Annotated in this window: 18 protein-coding genes; 7 read left to right on the top strand and 11 right to left on the bottom strand. The window is 69.4% G+C overall.

Features of this window, described 5'->3' with window-relative positions; all coding sequences use genetic code 11:
- Positions 1–60 precede the first annotated feature (60 nt).
- The 6 genes from K9D25_RS07550 to K9D25_RS07525 all read right to left on the bottom strand — a co-directional run bounded on the left by K9D25_RS07550 (position 61) and on the right by K9D25_RS07525 (position 8,029).
- On the bottom strand, positions 61–771 hold the full coding sequence (locus tag K9D25_RS07550) for an outer-membrane lipoprotein carrier protein LolA (RefSeq protein WP_244450245.1): 711 nt from the start codon (positions 769–771) through the stop codon (positions 61–63).
- A gap of 168 nt (positions 772–939) precedes the next feature.
- Positions 940–3,588 (bottom strand): DNA translocase FtsK, encoded by a 2,649-nt coding sequence (locus tag K9D25_RS07545; protein ID WP_244450244.1) that lies wholly within the window; start codon positions 3,586–3,588, stop codon positions 940–942.
- Positions 3,589–3,635: 47 nt separating this feature from the next.
- Positions 3,636–4,898, bottom strand: coding sequence for an aminotransferase class I/II-fold pyridoxal phosphate-dependent enzyme (locus K9D25_RS07540; protein ID WP_244450243.1), 1,263 nt, complete (start codon positions 4,896–4,898; stop codon positions 3,636–3,638).
- A gap of 201 nt (positions 4,899–5,099) precedes the next feature.
- Positions 5,100–6,461, bottom strand: coding sequence for an ammonium transporter (locus tag K9D25_RS07535; RefSeq protein ID WP_244450242.1), 1,362 nt, complete (start codon positions 6,459–6,461; stop codon positions 5,100–5,102).
- A gap of 51 nt (positions 6,462–6,512) precedes the next feature.
- Complete coding sequence (locus K9D25_RS07530; protein WP_244450241.1) at positions 6,513–6,851, bottom strand: P-II family nitrogen regulator; 339 nt, start codon at positions 6,849–6,851, stop codon at positions 6,513–6,515.
- Between the two features lie 296 nt (positions 6,852–7,147).
- A complete protein-coding gene (locus K9D25_RS07525; protein ID WP_244450240.1) occupies positions 7,148–8,029 on the bottom strand; it encodes an acyl-CoA thioesterase in 882 nt (293 codons plus the stop codon).
- A 153-nt stretch (positions 8,030–8,182) separates the two neighbouring features.
- Here K9D25_RS07525 and K9D25_RS07520 point away from each other — a divergent pair, with 153 nt between their 5' ends.
- Positions 8,183–9,430: a ubiquinone biosynthesis hydroxylase gene (locus K9D25_RS07520; RefSeq protein ID WP_244450239.1), complete on the top strand. Its 1,248-nt coding sequence runs from the start codon at positions 8,183–8,185 to the stop codon at positions 9,428–9,430.
- A gap of 64 nt (positions 9,431–9,494) precedes the next feature.
- Here K9D25_RS07520 and K9D25_RS07515 read toward each other — a convergent pair whose 3' ends face one another.
- Positions 9,495–9,731, bottom strand: a complete 237-nt coding sequence (locus K9D25_RS07515; RefSeq protein ID WP_244450818.1) for a Trm112 family protein — start codon at positions 9,729–9,731, stop codon at positions 9,495–9,497.
- Positions 9,732–9,838: 107 nt separating this feature from the next.
- Between K9D25_RS07515 and K9D25_RS07510 the strand changes: the two genes are divergently transcribed.
- Positions 9,839–10,513 (top strand): GntR family transcriptional regulator, encoded by a 675-nt coding sequence (locus tag K9D25_RS07510; RefSeq protein WP_244450238.1) that lies wholly within the window; start codon positions 9,839–9,841, stop codon positions 10,511–10,513.
- Between the two features lie 7 nt (positions 10,514–10,520).
- On the opposite strand, the gene K9D25_RS07505 is transcribed toward K9D25_RS07510, so the two are convergent.
- Positions 10,521–11,324 carry a gamma-glutamyl-gamma-aminobutyrate hydrolase family protein gene (locus K9D25_RS07505; protein WP_244450237.1) on the bottom strand — a complete coding sequence of 268 codons (804 nt, stop codon included), beginning with the start codon at positions 11,322–11,324 and terminating at the stop codon, positions 10,521–10,523.
- 211 nt (positions 11,325–11,535) lie between these two features.
- Here K9D25_RS07505 and K9D25_RS07500 point away from each other — a divergent pair, with 211 nt between their 5' ends.
- From K9D25_RS07500 to K9D25_RS07480, 5 genes are all read left to right on the top strand, one after another.
- Positions 11,536–12,951, top strand: coding sequence for an MBOAT family O-acyltransferase (locus K9D25_RS07500; RefSeq protein ID WP_244450236.1), 1,416 nt, complete (start codon positions 11,536–11,538; stop codon positions 12,949–12,951).
- 13 nt (positions 12,952–12,964) lie between these two features.
- Positions 12,965–14,086 carry an alginate O-acetyltransferase AlgX-related protein gene (locus tag K9D25_RS07495; RefSeq protein WP_244450235.1) on the top strand — a complete coding sequence of 374 codons (1,122 nt, stop codon included), beginning with the start codon at positions 12,965–12,967 and terminating at the stop codon, positions 14,084–14,086.
- 93 nt (positions 14,087–14,179) lie between these two features.
- On the top strand, positions 14,180–14,713 hold the full coding sequence (locus K9D25_RS07490; protein WP_244450234.1) for a prolyl-tRNA synthetase associated domain-containing protein: 534 nt from the start codon (positions 14,180–14,182) through the stop codon (positions 14,711–14,713).
- A gap of 87 nt (positions 14,714–14,800) precedes the next feature.
- Entirely contained in the window at positions 14,801–15,727 is a 927-nt protein-coding gene (gene trxA / locus K9D25_RS07485) for a thioredoxin (protein ID WP_244450233.1), read from the top strand.
- 78 nt (positions 15,728–15,805) lie between these two features.
- On the top strand, positions 15,806–16,483 hold the full coding sequence (locus K9D25_RS07480; protein ID WP_244450232.1) for an LON peptidase substrate-binding domain-containing protein: 678 nt from the start codon (positions 15,806–15,808) through the stop codon (positions 16,481–16,483).
- A gap of 375 nt (positions 16,484–16,858) precedes the next feature.
- Here K9D25_RS07480 and K9D25_RS07475 read toward each other — a convergent pair whose 3' ends face one another.
- Genes K9D25_RS07475 through K9D25_RS07465 form a run of 3 tightly spaced genes read right to left on the bottom strand, consistent with a single transcriptional unit; the run spans position 16,859 to position 22,010 of the window.
- A complete protein-coding gene (locus tag K9D25_RS07475) occupies positions 16,859–20,059 on the bottom strand; it encodes an efflux RND transporter permease subunit (RefSeq protein WP_244450231.1) in 3,201 nt (1,066 codons plus the stop codon).
- Positions 20,059–21,321, bottom strand: coding sequence for an efflux RND transporter periplasmic adaptor subunit (locus K9D25_RS07470; RefSeq protein WP_244450230.1), 1,263 nt, complete (start codon positions 21,319–21,321; stop codon positions 20,059–20,061). The genes K9D25_RS07475 and K9D25_RS07470 overlap by 1 nt, the downstream gene beginning before the upstream one ends.
- A complete protein-coding gene (locus tag K9D25_RS07465; RefSeq protein ID WP_244450229.1) occupies positions 21,318–22,010 on the bottom strand; it encodes a TetR/AcrR family transcriptional regulator in 693 nt (230 codons plus the stop codon). The genes K9D25_RS07470 and K9D25_RS07465 overlap by 4 nt, the downstream gene beginning before the upstream one ends.
- Positions 22,011–22,165: the final 155 nt, after the last annotated feature.

Here is a 22,165-nt window from a genome sequence, read left to right as displayed (position 1 = left end):
TCCGCCCCTCATCCCTAGGCTTAAGGGCGCTGTGCGCAGCTCCCCAGTCTGCTGCCCGCCTCAGCGGTTGATGACAAACATCATCGGGTCCGGGCGCTGGGAGGTGTCGAGGTTGGAAACCGCGACCGTGGTGTCGTAGCCCTGCGGGTCGGTGACAGTCCACTGCTTGAGCTGCATGGTCTTGGCGTCGAACATGATCATCAGCCGATAGGTGCCGACCATGGGCTGCTTTTCCTCGATCACCACGGTAGCGAAGATGTCGTCCTGGTAGACGCCGGTGACATTGGCGTTGCGGGCGAGGTTGAAGTTCTCCGACAGCAGGAAGCGCAGCGGCGTCGCCGAGAGCGGGGTGATGTCCTGCGTCTTCAGCTTCTTGTCGCGCACCGCCACCGAGCGCCCGTCCGCCACCAGCTCGATCCGGCTCGGCGCCTCATATTCGAACAGCACCCGGCCGGGCTTGAGGATGTAGAACTGGCCCTGCTGGCGCGTGCCGTCGGGATCGACCTGGACGAAGTCGCCGATCATCGTCTTGAAGCTGTTGAAATAGTCGTTGATGCGCTGGACCGTCTCCGCCGCCGCGCGCTGGTTGGCCACCGCCGCGACCTGGATGCCGGAATCCGCGCCCGCGGCCGGGCCGGCCTGGGCGGTGCGCATCGACGCCGGCTTCTTCGGCGGCACCGGCGCGAAGGGCGGCGGCGGCACCTGCGCCAGGGCGAGGCCCGCCGGCAGGAGCAGCAGGGCGGCGGCGCAGATACGGATCATGGAGCGCATGGGGCACATCTCGCTGGAGCACGTCGGGCGCGGCACAGGGCGCGCGGGCCTCGTGCACATGTCGGTGTCAGGGCTGCGGGTAGCGCGCCGCTGTGGCGATCCTGTGGCCCGGACGCTGCGTCAGCGACGGGGGGAAACACAGGTGCGGGAGCGGCGGCCGTCATCGGCTCAATAGCCCTCCCCGCCGCCTTCGGATAGGATTTCGCGCTTGCCGGCATGGTTGGCCGGGCCGACCAGCCCCTCGCGCTCCATGCGCTCGACCAGCGAGGCGGCGCGGTTATAGCCGATCTGCAGCCGGCGCTGGATATAGGAGGTGGAGCACTTCTTGTCGCGCATCACCACCGCCACCGCCTGGGAATAGAGGTCGCCCCCCTCCTCCGCGCCCATGCCGCTCTTGTCGAACACGGCGCCGTCCTCGCCCTCGCCATCGAGGTCAATCGTCACCTCGTCGAGATAGTCGGGGGCGCCTTGCGCCTTCAGGTGCTCGACGATGCGCTCCACTTCCTGGTCGGAGACGAAGGGGCCGTGGACGCGGGAGATGCGCCCGCCGCCGGCCATGTAGAGCATGTCGCCCTGGCCGAGCAGCTGCTCCGCGCCCATCTCGCCGAGAATGGTGCGGCTGTCGATCTTCGAGGTGACCTGGAAGGAAATGCGGGTCGGGAAATTGGCCTTGATGGTGCCGGTGATGACATCCACGGAGGGGCGTTGCGTCGCCATGATGAGATGGATGCCGGCGGCGCGGGCCATCTGGGCGAGACGCTGGATGGCGCCCTCGATTTCCTTGCCCGCCACCATCATCAAATCGGCCATCTCGTCGACCACCACGACGATATAGGGGATGGGCGAGAGGTCCATTTCCTCGCGCTCATAGATGGCTTCGCCCGTCTCCTTGTCGAAGCCGGTCTGCACGGTGCGCACGATCTGCTCGCCCTTGGCCTGCGCCTCGGCGATGCGGGCGTTGAAGCCGTCAATGCTGCGCACGCCGACCTTCGACATCTTGCGGTAGCGCTCCTCCATCTCGCGCACCGCCCATTTCAGCGCCACCACCGCCTTTTTCGGGTCGGTGACGACGGGGGTGAGCAGATGGGGGATGCCGTCATAGATCGACAGCTCCAGCATCTTCGGGTCGATCATGATCAGCCGGCACTGCTCCGGCCGCATCCGGTAGAGCAGGCTGAGGATCATCGTGTTGATCGCCACCGACTTGCCCGAGCCGGTTGTGCCGGCGACCAGCAGGTGCGGCATGCGGGCGAGATCGACGATGACCGGCTCACCGCCAATGGTCTTCCCCAGCGCGATGGCGAGCTTGTGCGCCGCCTCGCCGAAGTCGCGGGCGACGAGGATCTCGCGCAGCAGCACCTTGTCGCGCTTAGGGTTGGGCAGTTCGATGCCGATGGCGTTCTTGCCGGGGATCACCGCCACGCGGGCGGAAATCGCGCTCATCGAGCGGGCGATGTCGTCAGCAAGGCCGATGACGCGGCTCGACTTGATGCCGGGCGCCGGCTCCAGCTCGTACAGCGTCACGACAGGGCCAGGGCGCGCATTGACGATGGCGCCGCGCACGCCGAAATCGTCGAGCACGCCTTCGAGATCGCGCGCGTTCTGGTCCAGCGCCTCGCGCGAGAGCGCGGGGCCGCCGCGCGGCGGCGGCGGCGACAGCAGGTCGAGCCCCGGCATGGCGTAGCGCCGGCGCTGTTCCTCCAGCGCGGCACGCCCGCCCCGGATCGAGCGCAGCGGCGGCGGGCGCTTGGCGGCGCGCGGCACCGGCGGCGGCGGGGGCGCGGCAAAGGCCTCGTCCAGCGCGTCGGGCAGGTCGTCATCGGCGCTTTCGAAGCCGGCGACATCCTCCTCCTCATCGAACGTCTCGCGCCGGCCGAAGCTCGGCTCGTGCCGGCCGGCGCGCAGGGTTGCGAAATCGTCCTCCTCCGGGCCGCCAAAGCCGACGCTTTCGCGCAGCCGCTCGGCGAGGCCGCGCGCGGGGCGCGGGCGGCGGGCGGCGCCGGGGGCGAAGCGCGCCTTCAGCGACAGCACGCCATGGGTCATCATGCCGAGCAGGAAGGCGAGCCAGCCCGGTTCGTCATCCTCGAAGCTCGCAGGCGCGCGGCGCGGGTCGTCCTGCGCTTCCTCCGGCTCGGCCCGCAGCCCGAACCCGACCGCCAGCGGCAGGGTGAGCGCGGCGCCGATGAGGCAGACAACGCCGACCACGGCGTAATCGGCGCTGGTCAGCCAGCTTGCGCGCAACGCCGCCGGCACGGCGAGCACGAATTCGCCCAGCACGCCGCCGAGCCCGCTCGGCAGCGGCCAGCCGCCGAAGCGCGGCAGGCAGGCGGCGAAGCCGGAGGCGAAGACGATTCCCGCCACCAGCGCGATCAGCCGCGCCCGCAGCCGGCCGGGATGGCGATGGGTCAGCAGCAGCCAGCCCCATATGCCCATGGGCAGCACCACCGCCAGGGCGGCGACGCCGAAAAGCTGCATCATCACATCGGCGAAGATCGCGCCGGGAAGGCTCAGCAGATTGGACGGCGCGGCGGCGCTGGAACGGCTGAGGCTGGGATCGTCGGCCGACCAGGTCGCCAGCGCCAGCAGCATCAGCGCGCACAGGCTCAGCCAGGCAAGGCCGATCAGCTCCGCCGTGCGGCGGGAAAGGGCGCCGCGCACCTCCTCAGGCAGGAAGCCACCCGGCGCGGAGGCGCCGGCCCGGTGCGCCCGTGGGCCAGCCCCGCCCTTGCCGGTGCCCTCCGGCCGGGATCGCGGCCGGGCGGCACGGGACGGAGCGGCCTCCAGCCGAGGCGTCCGCATCGTCGTCTGCGTCCCCATGTCCCGCCCCGTCTCCTTGCCCCGCCTCGCCAAACGCCTCGCCTCGCTCAGGACAGACCGGCCAGAAGGCGCGGCAGCGCCTCCCGCGTCGTCTCAAGGTCCTGCACCAGCGCGATGCGCAGATAGTCGGCGCCGGGATTGCGCCCCTGCGCGTCGCCGCGGCAGAGATAGCCGCCCGGCACGGTGCGCAGCCCCTCGCGCTGCCACAGAAGCCGCGCCGCTTCCTCGCCGGCGCTGTGCCGGCCGGTGCGCAGCCCGGCGACGTTCAGCCAGAGGAAGAAGCCGCCATCCGGCCGCTGATAGTCGAAATGGCCGGTCAGCACCTCATCGGCGATGTCGAACTTCGCCTTGTAGAGGTCGCGGCTCGCCGCCACATGCGCCTCGTCGGCCAGCGCGGCGATGCCGACCCATTGCAGCGGCTCGGGCACTTGCGGCGCGGCGACATTGCGGAAATCGGCGAAGGCCTCGATGAAGCGCGCCTCGCCGGCGCAGAAGCCGCAGCGCAGCCCCGGCAGGCTGGAACGCTTGGACAGCGAATTGAAGGCGACGACCCCGGTGAAATCCGGCCCGGCGACTTCGAGAATGCCGGTGGGCGGCGCCTCGCCCAGCCAGATCTCGGAATAGCACTCGTCGGCAAAAATCATCACCTCATGCGCCCGGCACAGCGCCACCAGCCGCTCCAGATAGGCGCGCGGCGCGATGGTGCCCTGCGGATTGGCCGGGGAGGCGAAATAGAGCGCGACCGAACGGTCGAGCAGTTCCGGGGTCAGCGCGTCGAGGTCCGGCAGCCAGCCGCCATCCGGCGGCAAGGGCAGGTCGACACTGGCGCAGCCGGCGGCTTCCGCCCCGGCGCCATAGGCGGCGTAGAACGGGTTGGGCAGCAGCACGGCGGGCTCGGCCGCGCCGATGCGGGCGCGCTTTTGCGGCGAGAGCAGCCGGCGCGCCATCAGCGCGGCGAAGAACAGCCCCTCGCGCGAGCCGTTGAGCACCAGCACCTCGCGCTCCGGATCGGGCGCGCGGGCCAGCGCGTAGCGGCGGGCGAACCAGTCGGCGGCGGCGCGGCGGAACTCCGGCAGGCCCTTGCCGGCGGGATAGCGGCCGAAGCCGTCGAGATGGCCGGCCAGCACCGCGCCGACGAAACCGGGCATGGCGTGGCGCGGCTCCCCGACCGCCAGGCTCAGCGCCGGCTTTCCCGGGGCGAGATCGGCGAGCAGCTCGGTCAGCCGCACGAAGGGCGAGCGCGCCGCCGGCCCCGGATCGGGGACAGTGGCCGGCGTCGCGGCGGCAGCGGGGGAGAGGGCATCAGGCACGGGATCGGTCTCGCCTCGGCCACGGAATGCGGCCTCTGCCGGCACAATAGCCCGGCTGCGGTAAAGGCGTTCTTAACCATGCGCGCGCAAAGCGCCGGGCCGCCGGCAAAGAAAAGGCCCCGGCAGTGCCGGGGCCTTGCGCAATCGAGAGACGGGAAACGGCGCGCGGAACGCGCCGCCCGGCGGAGCCGGAGGCTCCGATCAGCTGTGATAGGCGCGCTCGCCGTGCTCGACGATGTCGAGACCCTCGCGCTCCTTCTCCACCGACGGACGCAGCCCGATGAGGACGTTGACCACGTAGTAGAGGATCGCCGAGACGATGCCGCCCCACACGAGGGTCACCGCCACCGCCTGGAACTGCACCCACACCTGGTGGCCCATCGCGTAATCGGCGATGCCGGGGCCGCCGAGCGCCGGGGCGACGACGATGCCGGTGCCGATGGCGCCGACGATGCCGCCCACGCCATGGACGCCGAACACGTCGAGGCTATCGTCATAGCCGAGCGCGTTCTTCACCGTGGTGCAGAAGAAGAAGCAGATGATGGCGGCGACGAAGCCGAGCACGATCGCGCCGAGCGGGCCGGAAAGGCCGGCGGCCGGGGTGATGGCGACGAGGCCGGCGACCATGCCGGAGATGGCGCCGAGCATGGAGGGCTTGCCCTTGGCCAGCCACTCGATGAGCGTCCAGCCGACGATCGCGCCGGCGGTGGCGACGAAGGTGTTGATCACGGCGAGCGTGGTGCCGGCATTGGCTTCAAGGTTGGAGCCGGCGTTGAAGCCGAACCAGCCCACCCACAGGACGCTGGCGCCGACCATGGCGAAGGGCAGCGAGTGGGGAGGCATCAGCTCCTTGCCGTAGCCGGTGCGCTTGCCGATGATGATGCAGCCGACGAGGCCCGCAATACCGGCATTGATGTGCACCACGGTGCCGCCGGCGAAGTCGAGCGCGCCCATGGCGAACAGGTAGCCTTCCGAGAACCACACCATGTGGGCGATCGGGTAGTAGACGAAGGTCACCCAGAGGATGCTGAACAGCACGATGGCCGAGAACTTCATGCGCTCGGCGAAGGCGCCGATGATCAGCGCGGGGGTGATGGCCGAGAAGGTCATCTGGAACACGATGAAGATGTATTCCGGAATCTTCACGCCCTTGGAGAAGGTGTCGGCCAGGCTTTCCGTGGTGACGCCGGCGAGGAAGGCCTTCTCGAAGCCGCCGATGAAGGCGTTGCCGGAGGTGAAGGCGAGCGAGTAGCCGTAGAACACCCAGAGCAGCATCATCACGGCGGCGATGACGGTGACCTGCATGAGGACCGAGAGCATGTTCTTGGCGCGCACGAGGCCGCCATAGAACAGGGCGAGGCCCGGCACGGTCATGAACAGAACGAGGATGGAGGAGACCATCATCCAGGTGATGTCGCCCTTGTCCACGGTGACCGCGGCGGCGACCTCGGCGGTGGCTTCCGCGCCGGCGGCCGGGTTGTCCTGGGCGAAAGCGGCGGCCGCGAACAGCGCCGTCGTCGCCAGCGCAGGCAGGCCCGCGCGTATCCAATTCTTGGTCGTCATGGGTTCAATGCTCCGTCGCAATCGGAAAATATCGGGATCGGTGACGCAGGCTCAGAGGGCGTCGGCGTCGGTTTCGCCGGTGCGGATGCGCACGGCCTGATCGATCGCGTAGACGAAGATCTTGCCGTCGCCGATCTGGCCGGTCTTGGCCGAGGTGGTAATCGCGTCGATGACCTTGGAAACATGATCGGACGCCACGGCGACCTCGATCTTGAGCTTGGGCAGGAAGCTCACTGCGTATTCCGCGCCGCGATAGATCTCGGTGTGGCCCTTCTGACGGCCATATCCCTTGACCTCCGTAACGGTCAGTCCGTGCACACCAATGCCAGTGAGCGCATCCCGGACTTCCTCAAGCTTGAAGGGCTTGATGATAGCCATGACGATCTTCATGGGTTCTGTCCCCGCTTGGCCCCGAACCGCTGGCGGGGTTCTGGGCGTTTCATGTCGGACTCGCCGAGGTTGTTTTCCGCAACCTGCCGATCCAGCCGGCGAGAGAGAATCAATTCGCGTGCCAACCGTTGCGGATCAACGCTTCCGGTGGAAATGCCGCCGGCCGGCGCCGGCCGATGCCGCGTCGGTGGCCACCGCCCTGCCCGCACGCGACGCCGCCGGATTGCTCAATTCTTGATCGGGGCAGTGACCCTTCCCGAGTCACCGCCCCACATTCGCCATCAGTCGGCTAATTTTTAGGCAGATGCCTGTGCGGCAGGCGCCCGCACCGGCCGGATCAGCCCTTCCTGCGCCACCGAAGCGACCAGGCGCCCGGCGCGGTCATAGATCAGCCCGCGCGCCAAGCCGCGCGCGCCGGCGGCGCTGGGGCTGTCCTGGGCATAGAGCAGCCAGTCATCGGCGCGGAAGGGACGGTGCAGCCACAGCGCGTGGTCGAGGCTGGCGACCTGCAGGTTCTCGCCGAGCACGCTGGTGCCGTGCAGCGTCGTCGTCGCTTCCAGGAGCGTCATGTCCGAGGCATAGGCGAGCACGGCTTGGTGCAGCCCTTCCGCGTCGGGCAGCGGGCCCGTGGTGCGGAACCACACCGCCCGGCGCGGCGCGACGCGCTTTTCCCCGAGCCCCACCGGCTTTAATTCGATCGGGCGCGGGCGGCGCCAATAGGCCAGCACGGGCGCCGGCAGGGTAGCGATTACCTCGGCCGGCAGTTCGCCGATGCCCGGCACCTCCTCCGGCGGCGGCACCGCCATGTCGAGGTCGAGCTGGTGTTCCAGCCCCGGCTCCTGGCGATGGAACGAGACCGACATGATGAAGATCGGCCGTCCGTGCTGGATCGCCACCGCCCGCCGCGTGGCGAAGCTGCGCCCGTCGCGCACCCGCTCCACATCGTAGATGATCGGCACCTTCGGATCGCCGGCGAGCAGGAAATAGGCGTGCATGGAATGGGCGGCGAGCCCTTCCACCGTGCGCTGCGCGGCCACCAGCGCCTGCGCCAGCACCTGCCCGCCAAAGACGCGGGTGCGGAACGGCCAGGATTCCGGCGGGTTGAGACCACGGAAGAGATTGTCCTCCAGCCGCTCCAGATCGAGCAGGGCGACGAGTTCGGCGGCGCTTTGGGTCATGGGCGGGCTTCTCCTCATCGCGACGGAACGGCAGGCAGGGCGGAATGGGACAAGACGGGGGCGGCACCCCGGCGCATTGTCCGGGGTGTCTAGCTAAGGCATAGGAGGGAGCGCGCACAATGCGCGGATGGTCGAGAGCGGAGGCGGCGCGCCATGCAACGGGACCAGAGTCAACAGGACCAGCGATATGATGCCGTGATGGCCGGCGGCGGGCTTGCCGGGCTCACCCTCGCGCTCGCGCTGCGGCAGGGGCTGGGAGACAGTGCCCGCCTCGCCGTCGCCGACCCGGCCTTCGCCGCGCCGCAGCCAGCCAGCACGGATCTGCGCGCCTCCGCCATCGCCGCCGGCGCCCGCCGCCTGTTCGAGGCGCTCGGCGTGTGGGAGCGGGTGGAAGCGCAGGCCCAGCCGATCCTCGCGATGGAGATCACGGATTCCAAGCTCGGCGATGCCGCCCGGCCGGTGTTCCTCTCCTTCGACGGCGAGGTGGAGCCGGGCGAACCCTTCGCCCATATGCTGCCCAATGCCGTGCTGCAGGACGCGATGACGGAGCTCGCCCGCGAACGCGGCGTCGCGCTGCTGCCCACCCGCATCGCCGGCTTCACCCCCGGCCCGGCCCGCACCGCGCTGCGGCTCGCCGATGGCGCGGAGGCCACCAGTTCCCTGCTCGCCGCCTGCGATGGCGGTCGCTCCAAGCTGCGGGCGCTGGCCGGCATCGGCGTCACGGGCTGGTCCTATCACCAGTCCGCCATCGTGATGACGGTCGGCCATGAGCGCCCGCACGAAGGCAAGGCGATCGAGCATTTCCTGCCTGCCGGCCCCTTCGCCATGCTGCCCCTCACCGGCAATCGCTGCTCCATCGTCTGGACCGAGGCGACCGACACCGCCGCGCGCCTGCTGAAGCTGCCGCGCGTGCTGCTGCTGGACGAGCTGGAACAGCGCTTCGGGCTGGAGCTGGGCGAGATCGAGATCCTCGACGAGCCGAAGGCGTTCCCGCTCGGCTTCCAGATGGCGCGTTCCTTCATCGGCGAGCGGCTCGCTCTGGTGGGCGATGCCGCCCACACCATCCATCCCATCGCCGGCCAGGGCATCAATATGGGGCTGCGCGACGTGGCGGCGCTGGCGGAAGCCGCGACCGACGCCGCCCGGCTCGGCCTCGACATCGGCGGGCCGGACGTTCTGGAGCGCTACCAGCGCTGGCGGCGCTTCGACACGCTGGCCATGGGCGTGGCGACCGATGGGCTGAACCGGCTGTTCGGCCTGCGCTCGGACGCGGTGCGGCTCGCGCGCGATGTCGGCCTCGGGCTGGTGGAGCGCCTGCCGGCGCTGAAGGGCTTCTTCATCCGCGACGCCGCCGGCATTGGCGGGCGCGCCCCGCGCCTTTTGCGCGGGGAAGCGCTATAGAGCGTTTTCGAGCGAAGTGGATACCGGTTCGCGTGAAGAAAACGCGACAAAAGAAAGAATGCGATCAGCGCGCCGCCTCTTCCTCGGTCAGCTGCCGCGCCTCGTCGGCCAGCAGGATCGGGATGCCGTCGCGAATCGGGTAGGCGAGACGCGCGGCGCGCGACACGAGTTCTTGCGCCGTGCGGTCATAGTCGAGCGGCCCCTTGGTGACCGGGCAGACCAGCAGTTCCAGCAGTTTCGGGTCGATCTCGTAGCCCGCGCGCGGGGAAACGGCGGCAGGACTGTTGGATTGCGCGGCCATGGGCAGGAATCTCCCGATCTTCGGCAGGATCACGAACGTATTCCGGCTATATAACGCAGCAAGCTGACATTCTCACGTCGCCACCTTCCCCGAAGTGCCACGGACCGATGGAATCTTCCCCGCTCGATCTCGCCCTGGAACCCCGTCTCGACGGCGATACGCTGCAGCAATGGGTGTTTCGGCGCCTGCGCCGTTCGGTCATGGCTGGCCGCTTTCCGCCCGGCAAGGCGGTGACGATCCGCGGGCTGGCGGACGAACTCGGCGTGTCCTCCATGCCGGTGCGCGAGGCGCTGCGGCGGCTGGTGGCCGAGCGCGCGCTGGTGCTGCTCGACAATCGCCGCGTGCGCGTGCCGGAAATGACCGCGCGCCGCTTCGAGGAGCTGATGATGGCGCGCACGCTGCTGGAGACCGAGGCGGCGGCCCGCGCGCTCGCGGTCGCGGACAGCGCCTTCATCGCAAGGCTCGACGCGCTCAACGCCGAATCCGACGCGGCGGTGGCCGCCGCCGATACCGAGGCGATGATCGAGACCAATCTCGCCTTCCACGGCGCGCTTTATGGCGGGCGGGCGGACAATGTGCTGCTGCCGCTGATCGAATCGGTGTGGCTGCAGATCGGCCCGTTCATGCGCATGGCGCTGGCGGACCTCGAGACGCACTACCCCGTCGACCGCCACGCCGAAGCGCTGGCCGCGCTGCGCGCCCGGGATGAGGCGGCGCTGCGCCGCGCCATCGAGGCCGATATTCGCGACGGCATCGGCCATCTGCTGGCGCAGCTGGGGTAGAGAGGCCTCAGCCCGTCGCCTTCAGCCGGCCGCCGCCGCGCCGGCGCTCGGCGGCGAGGCGTGCGGCGGCACCGAAGGCGGTGAAGATGCCGCTGGAGAGCCTGTCCTCCCAGAAGCGCCATTCCGGGTGCCACTGGATCGCCATGTTGAAGCCCGGCGAATCCGGCACGCGGAAGGCCTCGATGGTGCCGTCCCCGGCCGTCGCCTCCACCGCCACGCCTGGCGCCAGCGTCGCCACGCCCTGGCCGTGCAGCGAGTTCACCCGCCACGTCGTGTCGCCGGCAAGGCTCGCCAGCAGGCCGCCTTCGGTCAGCGCGACCCCATGGGCGGGCGAGTACTGGCCTTCGATGTCGAGACTGGAATCCTCGCGATGGTCGAAGCGGCCGGGCTGTTCATAGAGCTTCTGGAACAGCGTGCCGCCGAGCGCGACGTTCATTTCCTGGAACCCGCGGCACACGCCGAACAGCGGCACGCCGCGTTCCAGCGCCGCACGGATCAGCGGCAGCGAGATGTCGTCGCGGTGCGGATCGGCCGGCAGCGGCGGGTCGTGCGGCAGGTCGCCATAATGATGAGGGCCGACATTGGACGGGCTGCCGGGCAGGAACAGCGCGTCGACGGCGGCGAGAATCTCGTCGACCACGATCCGCTCCGGCGCCATGGCGGAATCCACCGCCGAGATGGTGCCGGGAATGAGCACCGGCATCGCCTGGGCGCCGCGCGCCACCGCATAGATATACTTCTCGGTGACGCCATGGACGACATGCCCGTCCCTGGCCTTCACATCGCTGATCACACCGATAACCGGACGCATAATCTCTCCTGCGCTCACTGCCGCTGATGTGGCGCGCGCGCCCGGCGGCTGTCAACGGCGGGCGCACGCAGCCCCGTCCCGCACGGCGCGCGGCCCTGCCGCTTGCGCCGGATCGCCGCTGCCGCGCCGCGCTCCCTACCCAAATGTTTCCGGCGAAGAATCTTCGTGTATGAAGGGCCACCCCCTCGTCCGCAGGCGCCGCCGGAAGCCCATGGTTTTTTCGTCCGTCACCTTTCTCTACTATTTCCTGCCGGCGTTCCTGATCTACTATTTCGCGACGCCGGGGCTGCGCGCGCGCAATCTCGTGCTGCTCGCCTTCTCGCTGGTGTTCTACGCCTGGGGCGGGCTCGCCAATGTGGTGGTGCTGGCGGTCTCCATCGTCGCCAATTACAGCCTCGCTTTGCTGATCGACACCCGCACCGGGCCATGGCGCCTGCGGATGCTGGGGCTGGCGGTGGCACTCAATCTCGCCGGCCTCATCGCCTTCAAATATGCCGGCTTCCTCGCCGAGAACCTCAACCACCTGCTGCCCGACGCCGCCCAGCTTCCGGTGGTGCATCTGCCGCTGCCGCTCGGCATCTCCTTCTTCACCTTCCACGCCATTTCCTATCTCGTCGACATCTACCGCGGGAAGGCGCGGGCCAATGGCCGCTTCGAGGAGATCGCGGTCTACATCACCATGTTCCCGCAGTTGGTGGCCGGCCCGATCGTGCGCTACTCCACCATCGCCCACCGCATCCGCGCGCGGCGCACCACGCTGGGGCGGGTGTCGGCGGGGCTGCGCATCTTCGTCATCGGCCTGTCCTGGAAGGTGCTGATCGCCGACGAGGTGGCGCCACTGGTGAGCGTGGTGTTCGACAACACCACCGCGCCCAATCTCGGCGAGGCGTGGATCGGCGTCTGCGCCTATGCGCTGCAGATCTATTTCGACTTCGGCGGCTATTCCAACATGGCGATCGGCCTCGCGCTGGCCATGGGGCTGAAATTCCCGCGCAATTTCAACCTTCCCTATGGCGCGCTTTCGATCACCGATTTCTGGCGCCGCTGGCATATGAGCCTGTCGAGCTGGTTCCGGGACTATGTCTACATCCCGCTCGGCGGCAACCGGCACGGCCATGTGCACACGGCCCTGAATCTCTGGACCGTGTTCCTGCTCTGCGGCCTGTGGCACGGGGCGAGCTGGACCTTCGTCATCTGGGGCGTGCATCACGGCACCTTCCTGGTGCTGGAGCGCACCCGCCTCGGCGCCGCCCTGCGCGCCGCGCCGCGTGTGGTCGGCCATGCCTATGTGCTCCTCGTCGTGCTCACTGGCTGGGTCTGGTTCCGGGCGGAGAGCCTGCCGCAGGCGATGGACCTGTTCGCCGGCCTCGCCGGGCTGAACGGGGTGGGCCCGCTGTCGATCAATCTGCTGGCCGATCTGCAGCCGGTAACGATCGTCATCATGGTGCTGGCCTGGCCGCTCGCCATGTTCGGCCTGCCGCAGCCCGGAGCCAAGCGGCTGCCGCCGCATCTGCGCCGCGCCCTGTACGGGCTGGCCGACAGCGTCGTGGTGGCGGCGCTGTTCGTGCTGTGCATCCTGTCCGTGGGGGCGGCGACCTATTCGCCCTTCCTGTATTTCCGGTTCTGAGGGGAGCGCGCCCATGCCCTTGCTCATGGCCTTCCGCCGCTGGTGGGCGGTGATCTTCGTGGCGCTGCTGTCGCTGCCGACCATCGGCCTGCTGCTTCCCGCCATGCCCGGCCCGATGCGCACCGTACTGGCCCCGGAAGCGCGCTGGTGGGAACACGCCTCCGAGCGGCTCGACCCCTATATCAACAATGCTTTCGGCTTTCGCGGCCCGGTGCTCGCCGCGCATCGCCGCTATCTGCGCTTCATCGGCTCCCCGCCCGGCACCCGCGTGGTCGACGGCACGGATGGCAGCCTGTTCCTGCGCGACGAGAACGCGCTGGAACAGTCGATCGGCCAGCTGGTGCGGCTGCAGGGCGTGGAGAGGCTCGCCATCCTCGCCGAGGAATTGCAGCAGAAAATGACGGCCAGCGGCGGCACCTTCGTGCTGACGCTGCCGCCCAACGCCGCCACCGCCCGCTTCGACAAGCTGCCGGAGTATATCCGCGCCCAGCGCCACCAGCCGAACGAATATGACCTCGTCGCCGCGCGGATGAAGCGCGACGGCATCACCTTCGTCGATCTGCGCCCCATCGTCGATGAAAGCGCGGCCAGCGGCCCGCTCTATTACCGCTACGATACGCACTGGAACGCGCTGGGGGGACTGCTGGCCTTCAACGCGGTCATGGACGCGGCGGGCCGGCCGGACCTCGCCATCGCGCCGTCACTGGCGTTCAGCGGCACAAAGCGGCGACCGGGGGGCGACCTCCTGCGGGTCGCCGGCGTCCCCGACCGCGAGCCGGCGGATGTGGACTATGTGTGGAAACCGCCGGTGGGCGGGCCGCACAAGACAACGCCGCTCGACGGCATTGTCGGCCCGCCGCCGCGCGGCACCGAGAATTACGGCTTCAACGCCTACGCCACCGGCCACCCCGGCCCGCGCATCATGGTGATCGGCGATTCCTTCACTCAAGGCTTCTGGTCCAACCCGCTGGCCTACCGCGCCTCGGCGGTGGTCTGGATCCACCATAATGCCTGCGAGTTCGACCGCGGCGTCATCGACCGCTTCAAGCCGGACATCCTGATCTATGCGCCGACGGAGCGCTTCCTCACCTGCAAGAACTGGAGCCGGACGCCCCTGCCGGCAGGGGGCGGCTGAGCCCCCCGCCCTGCCCCCAACCCTGCCTCCGCCTTGCTCCCCCGCCCCGCGCCGCCCTAAAACGCCCTCGTCTCTCTCCGCCGGATCCGCCCCATGCCCCTTTCCCGCGACGATCTCCTCGCCCGGCTCGCCGAGCTCGGGATTCCCACCACCACGGTCGAGCATCCGCCGCTGTTCACGGTGGAGGATTCGCAGGCGCTGCGCGGCGACATTCCCGGCGGGCACACCAAGAACCTGTTCCTCAAGGACAAGAAGGGGAACCTGTTCCTCGTCGTGGTCGAGGAGGAGACGCGGGTCGATCTCAAGAACCTGCACGTGCCGCTCGGCGCGGCGAGCAAGCTCTCCTTCGGCAGCGCCGAGCTTCTGGAAGAGGTGCTGGGGGTGAAGCCCGGCGCCGTCACCGCCTTCGGCCCGGTCAACGATGTCGAGGGCCGCGTCGCCGTGGTGCTCGACGCCGAGCTGATGGCGCATGAGACGGTGAACTGCCACCCGCTGGTGAACACCGCCACCACCACCATCGCCAGCGCCGACCTCATCCGCTTCCTGCGCGCCACCGGCCATGAGCCGCGCGTGCTGGCGGTGCCCCGGCGCAGCGAGGCGGAGCAGCCGGCCACCACCGAGAGCTGATCGCCCCGTTGCATTCGCGGCGCGGCAGACCATTTTAGACGCCGAGCACGAGACCTGTAGGCACCTGCCCTATTGCGAGGACGACCCATGTTGCTGAACCAGCCCTCCTCTCCCGCCGCTCCGGGCGGCGCGCCGGCCGGCGACGATGTGGTGATCGACGTCACCACCAAGAGCTTCATGAAGGATGTGGTCGAGGAATCCCGCCGCCGCCCGGTGCTGGTGGATTTCTGGGCCCCCTGGTGCGGCCCCTGCCGCCAGCTCACCCCGATCATCGAAAAGGTGGTGCGCGCCGCCAAGGGCAAGGTCCGCCTCGCCAAGATGAACACGGACGAGCACCCCGCCGTCGCCCAGCAGCTCGGCATCCAGTCGCTGCCCACCGTCTATGCCTTCGTCAACGGCCAGCCGGTCGACGGCTTCATGGGGGCGCAGCCCGAAGCGCAGATCAAGGCGATCGTCGACAAGCTGATCGCGGCCTCGGGTGGCGGCAACGACATCGCCGACATTCTCGCCAGCGGCGAGGCGGCGCTCGCCGAGGGCGACCTCGCCGGCGCGGCGGAGATCTTCGCCGCCGTGCTGGGCGAGGAGCCGGAAAACCTCGCCGCCATCGCCGGCCTCGCCCGCACCGAGCTGGCCGCCGGCAATCTCGAACAGGCCAAGGCCACGCTCGCCCTCGCACCTGCCAGCGCCGCCAACGACGCCGCGCTCACCGCCGTGCGCGCCGCCATCGAGCTGGAAGAAGCCGCGAGCGCGCTGGGCGATGTGAAGGAACTGGAGGCGAAGGTCGCCGCCAATCCGCTCGATCATCAGGCCCGCTTCGATCTCGCCGTGGCGCTCAGCGCCCGTGGCAAGCGCGAGGAGGCGGTGGACCATCTGCTCGCCATCGTCCGCAAGGACCGCGCCTGGAACGAGGACGGCGCCCGCAAGCAGCTGGTGCAGTTCTTCGAGGCCTGGGGACCGACGGACGAGCACACGCTCGCCGGCCGCCGCCGCCTGTCCTCGCTGCTCTTCGCCTGACGCCGGCGGGGGCGTCCCCCGTCCCGGCCGGGATGCGGCACCGGCCTTTCGGGGCCGACACATCGCGCAAGGAACGCCATGGCGATCAACAAGCCCTATGCCGGCCCCTCCGAGCTGGCGCCCATCATCCCGCTCTTCCCGCTGGAGGGGGCGCTGCTTCTGCCGCGCTGCCAATTGCCGCTCAACGTGTTCGAGCCGCGCTATGTCGCGATGATCGACGCGGCGCTGGCCAGCCACCGGCTGATCGGCATCATCCAGACCGCGCCGCAGCAGCCGGCCCTCACCGTGCCGGGCGCGCCAGATATTGTCGGCGTGGGCTGTGTCGGCCGCATCACCGAGATCGCCGAGAGCGGCGACGGCCGCTACCTGCTCAATCTCAGCGGCATCGCCCGGTTCAAAGTGGTTGCGGAAGTCGATTCCGGCACGCCGTTCCGCCAGGCCAAGGTCGATTACGAACCCTATCGCGACGACTTCACCCCCAATGCCGGCACCGAGGCGGTGGACCGCGCCACGCTGCTGCGCACGCTGGCGGATTATCTCGACGCCAACCAGCTGGAAGCGGACTGGAAGAGCATCAAGGACGCGCCGAATGAGGCGCTGGTGAATGCGCTCGCCATGATGGCCCCGTTCGGCCCGCGCGAGAAGCAGGCGCTGCTGGAAGCCCCCACCCTCGCCTCCCGCGCCGAGATGCTGATCGCCGTCACCCAGATGACCATGGCCCGTACCGGCGGCGAAGGCGACGGCACGCTGCAATAGCGGCAGGCGCCTTCTCCTCACGCGCGCTCTCGTCGGTAGCCGCACCCTCGTTTGTTACCTCATGGCCGGGCTTGCCCCAGCCTTCCTGCCGGCGCGAAGCGCAGACGCTGGGTCCCCGGGTCAAGCCCGGGGATGAGGGTTCCCGGAGGCCCGGCCCGCCCGTTTCCCGGACAAGGTGCGCGCAGCGCACCGCCGATCCGGGACCCAGCGCAAAACCCTAGGCCGATCCCACTCCGCCTTCCCCTGGCGTGAAGCGCGTCGCGCGCCCGCCCTCATGGCCGGGCTTGACCGGGCCACCCAGACGTTCGCACCCGGCCGCAGAGAGACGGCTGGGTCCCCGGGCCAAGCCCGGGGATCAGGGCAATCGGACGCCCCCTACTCCGCCGCCAGCGGCGGGCGGGGGGTGGAATGCGGGCCGGCGTCCACCGCGTGCAGCCCCGCGCGGGCCACCGGCGCGCCGGCGTGCTCGTCCGGCTCGTCGCGGGCGCCGATGAAGCGGCCGAAGATGCGCGCCATCAGGTGGCCGAGATCGTCCATCAGCGTGAACACGGCCGGCACGAAGATCAGCGACAGCAGGGTCGAGGCCAGCAGGCCGCCAATCACCGCAATCGCCATGGGCGAGCGGAAATCGCCGCCCTCGCCCAGTCCGAGCGCCGAGGGCATCATGCCCGCCGCCATGGCGATGGTGGTCATGATGATGGGCTGCGCGCGCTTGCGTCCGGCCTCGATCAGCGCCGTGGTCCGGTCGGCGCCCGCATGCACGGACTCGATGGCGAAATCCACCAGCAGGATCGCGTTCTTGGTGACGATGCCCATCAGCATCAGGAAGCCGATCACCACCGGCAGCGTCATCGCGTTGTTGGTGAGCAGCAGGGCGATGAAGGCGCCGCCCACCGACAGCGGCAGCGCGATCAGGATGGTGATCGGCTGCAGCACATTGGCGAACAGCAGCACCAGCACCGCCAGCACCATCATCACGCCCGCCATCATCGCGGTGGCGAAGCCGCCGAACACCTCGCCCATGATCTCGGCGTCGCCGGATTCCTTGAGCACGATGCTCGACGGCATGTTCTTGGCCGCCGGAAGGGCATAGACCTCCGCCAGCGCCTCGCCGAGCTGGGTATTGCCGGCAAGGTCGGCCTCGATCGCCACGCGCCGCGCGCGGTCATAGCGGTCGAGGCTGGACGGGCCGGTGCCGAAGGAGATGTCGGCGACCGAGAGCAGCGGCACCGAGGCGCCGGCGGCGGTGCGTACCTTCAGCGTCTCGAAGGTGGAGAGGTCGCCGCGCGCCCGCTCGTCGAGTTGCACCCGGATCGGCACCTGGCGGTCGCCGGCGGAGAATTTGGCGAGGTTCTGCGACACATCGCCGAGCGTGGCGATGCGCACGGTCTGGGCGATGTCCGACACCGAGACGCCGAGCGCCGCCGCTTCAGCGAGCTTGGGCACCACGCGCAGTTCCGGCCGCTCCAGCGCCGCCGAGGTCTGCACATTGGACAGGCCCTTCACCTTCTCGCGAATCTCGCGTTCCAGTTCCAGCGCCTTCGCCTCCACCTCGGCCCCGTCCGAGCCGGAGAGGATGATGGTGAATTCGCGCCCGCCCGGGCCGGCGCCGCCGGAGGCGCCGAAATTGAAGCGCAGGTCGGGAATGCGGGCGATCTCGTCACGCAGCCGCATCTCGAACTGCTTCTGCGTCGCCGTGCGCTCAGAGCGCGGCACCAGATTGACGATGATCGTCGCCTTGCGCACCTCGCCGCCGCCGCTGGCCGGCCCGTCGGTGGAGCCGGAGCCGGCGGTGGCGAACACGCTCGCCACTTCCGGCTGCGCCTTCAGCGTGTCGGTCACCTCGTCCACCACGCGCCGCGTCGCTTCCAGCGTCGCCCCCGGCGGCAGTTCCAGCGCCAGAACCGAGCGGGACACGTCGGAATTGGGGATGAAGCCGGAGGGCAGCAGGGTGGACAGCCACATCGAGCCGATGAACAGCAGGATGCCGGCCGTCACCGTGAGGAAGCGGTGGCGGATGGAGCGGTGCAGCAGCCCGACATAGGCGCGCATCAGCCAGCTGTCCGGCTTTTCCCGGTGGCCGTGGTCGCGCATGAAATAGGCCGCGAGCATGGGGGTGAGCAGGCGCGCCACCAGGAGCGAGAACAGCACCGCCACCGCCACCGTGATGCCGAACTGGCGGAAATACTGGCCGGCAATGCCGCCCATGAAGCTGACGGGCAGGAACACCGCGACGATGGTAAGCGTGGTCGCCACCACGGCGAGGCCGATCTCGTCGGCGGCGTCGATCGCCGCGCGGTAGGCGGATTTGCCCATGCGCATATGGCGCACGATGTTCTCGATCTCGACGATGGCGTCGTCGACCAGGATGCCGGTCACCAGCGTGACGGCGAGCAGGCTCACGCCGTTGAGCGAGAAGCCGAGCAGGTCCATCACCCAGAAGGTGGGCAGGATGGAGAGCGGGATCGCCGTCGCGGTGATGATGGTGGCGCGCCAATCGCGCAGGAACACCATGACGACGATCACCGCCAGCACGGCACCTTCCATCAGCGTGTGCATGGCCGAGGTATAGTCGGCCTCGGTGTATTTCACCGTGGTGTCGATCAGGGTGATGTCGACTTCCGGGTGGCGCTTTTCGAGGTCGAGCAGCGCCTTTTCCGCGTTCTCGGCCACGACCACGTCGGAGAAGCCCTTGGCGCGGTAGATGCCGAAGGCGACCACCGGCTTGCCGTCGAGCCGGGCGAAGATGCGCGGTTCGGCGGCACCGTCGGTCACGGTGGCGAGGTCGGCGAGGCGCACATAGCGCGTGCCGCCGCCGCCGGTGGCGGGCAGCGAGATGCGGGTCTCGGCGAGATCCTCAATCGTGCTGGCGCCGCCCAGCGTGCGCACGGACTGTTCCTGCGTGCCGATCTCGCCGCGCCCGCCGGCAAGGTCGACATTGGTGGCGGCGAGCTCGCGGTTCACATCCGCCGCCGTCACGCCGAGCGCGGCCAGCTTGTCGGGGTCGAGCGAGATGCGGATCTCGCGATCAACGCCGCCTTCGCGCTTCACCTGCGCCACGCCGCGCACGCCCTGCAGCGCGCGCACCAGCGTGTCGTCGACGAACCAGGACAGTTCTTCCGGCGTCATCGCCGGGGCGGAGGCGGCATAGGTGACGATGGCCATGCCTTCGACATCGACGCGCTGGACCAGCGGCTCCTCAATGTCCTGCGGCATGTCCGTGCGCACCTTGGTCACCGCGTCGCGCACATCGTTCACCGCGCGGTCGACCTGCGTTTCCAGCTGGAACTCGACGACGGTGAGCGAGGTGCCCTCGGTGATGGTGGAGGAGATGTGCTTCACCCCCTGCACGCCGGCGATCGAGGTCTCGACCACCTTGGTCACCTGCGTTTCCAGTTCGCTGGGCGCAGCGCCGGGCTGGGTGATGGTGACGGAGACGATCGGCACGTCGATATTCGGCATGCGGGTGATCGGCAGCCGGTCGAAGGTGTACAGGCCGATCGCGGTCAACACCACGAACAGCACGATGGAGGGTACCGGCTTGCGGATCGCCCAGGCGGAAACGTTGAGAGCCATCACACACCGCCCTTCGCGGGAGCATCGGCCAGCGGCACCGGGCTCACCCGGTCGCCGTCGCGCAGGAAGCCGCCGGCGCGGGCGACAACGCTCTCACCCTCGCGGACCCCGTCGGTGATTTCGAGATAACCGTCGCCCTTGAGCCCGATCGTCACCGGACGGTGCCGCACCGTGTCGCCCTCCACCACCAGCACGAAGGCGCCTTCCGGGGCGAACTGCACTGCCGATTGCGGCAGGGCGACGCCGTCATGGCGGGCGATCTCGATGACGCCGCGCCCATAGGCGCCGGGGCGCAGGCGCGCATCGTCCGGCAGCGCCACGGCGACACGAGCGAGGCGGGTGGCCGGATCGACCTTGGCGCCGACCAGCCGCACGGTTCCTTCCAGCGGCGTGTCGAAGCCGGCCGGCGTCACCGCCACTTTGAGGCCGGGCGCCACCCGCGGCAGGGCGGATTCCGGCACTTCGGCATCGAGGTCGATGGCGCCGTCCTTGACGATGCGGAACAGCGGCTCGCTATTGGCGGAAAGCACGATGGCGCCGATGCGGGCGGAGCGCGACGAGACGATGCCGGCGAGCGGCGCCTTGATCTCGGTACGGGCGAGCCGCACCTGGATTTCGTCGCGATTGGCCTTGATCTGGTCGGCCTCGGCCTGCGCGGCGGTGACCATTTCCTCGGCCGCCGTCACCTGCGCCGCCGCGACCTTGGCCGCGCGCTCGCGCTGGTCCAGCACTTCCTGCGAGGTGGCGCCGGTCTTGATCAGGGTACGGGCGCGCTCGACGGCGGCATTGGCCTCGATCAGCTGCGCCTGCGCCTGCTCCAGCTGCGCCCGCTGCTGGGCGATGGAGGCCTGCGCCTTGGCGCCATTGGCGGTGTTCTGGGCCAGCAGCGTCTCCAGCATGTCGCGCGACAGCCGGGCAAGGACCTGGCCCACTTCCACCCGGTCGCCCTCTTCCACCAGGATTTCGGTGATCTGGTAGCCGTCGATCTCCGGCCCGACCATCACCTCCTCGCGCGCCACCAGCGTGCCGGTGACGGGCAGCTTCTCCACCACCTCGCGCCGCTTGGCCGGCACGACGGAAATGGTGATACCCTTCACCTCGCTCGGCGCCGGCGCGGCGACCTCGGCCTGCGCCGGCTCGAACAGGCCGAGCCCGGTGGCGATGCGGTCACGGAAGGCGTAGCCGGCGACACCCACCACCACGGCGGTCATGGTAAGGGCAAGGGCGATGCGCCCGCGCAGGGATGGCGGCTTCACGGTCATGATGTGCGGTCCGGTGAAAGGGTCGGCGCCGGGACGGGCGCCAGCATGCGGGCGACGAGGCCGGAAAGGGCCGGCATCATCTTGTCGAGCGGCAGCGTCGGCTCGAAGCCGTGGCGCAGCACCAGCCCGTCGCCAATGGCGTTGATCATCACCATGGCGAGGTCGGGGTCGAGGGCAGGATCGATCTCGCCGCGCGCCTGTGCGTCGACGAAGCAGGCGCGGATCGCCGCGTTCATCTCGTCCTCGGCGGCGTCGAAGGTCGGCTTCAGCGCCGGGTTGCGGGCCGCCTCGGCGTAGATTTCCGGGCCGAGTTCCAGCGTCACCATGCGCGTCTCGCCGGAGAACAGCGCCGCGCCCATGCGGGCGAGGCCCTCGACGAAGCTGGGGGCGGTCTCCAGCATGTCGACGCAGCTCATCCGCAGCGCCCGCTCCTCGTCGACGATGGCGATGATGATCGATTCCTTCGACGGGAAATAACGGTAGAGCCCGCCCGGGCTCATGCCGGCCTCGGTGCAGATTTGCTGCATTGAGGTGCCGTGGAAGCCGGAGCGGCCGAAACAGGCGATGGCCGCCTCCAGCACCCGGCGACGCGGGTCCCGCCGCTCCTTTTCCGGGCGTGCGGCCGCCGACTTTCCGTCCGGCGTACGGGCCGCTGGGGCGGCGGTCGCGCGGGGGGCAAGGGTGTTCATGCACCGATCCGGGTTGGAGCGAACGTTCATTCGCATTTAGACAGGCCCTTGCCCTGAGTCAAGAACGAACGTTCGTTCGCATTCTGTAACGGCCAGAAATGCTTGCTCCGGCCTTGGATGAAATACGCGGCGCGGGCAGCAACGGATGCAGGCGC

It is taken from the genome of Ancylobacter polymorphus (assembly GCF_022836935.1).
GTDB classification, from domain to species: domain Bacteria; phylum Pseudomonadota; class Alphaproteobacteria; order Rhizobiales; family Xanthobacteraceae; genus Ancylobacter; species Ancylobacter polymorphus_A.
The sequence above is the reverse complement of the archived record's forward strand: the minus strand, read 5'-3'. Positions and strand labels throughout refer to the sequence as shown.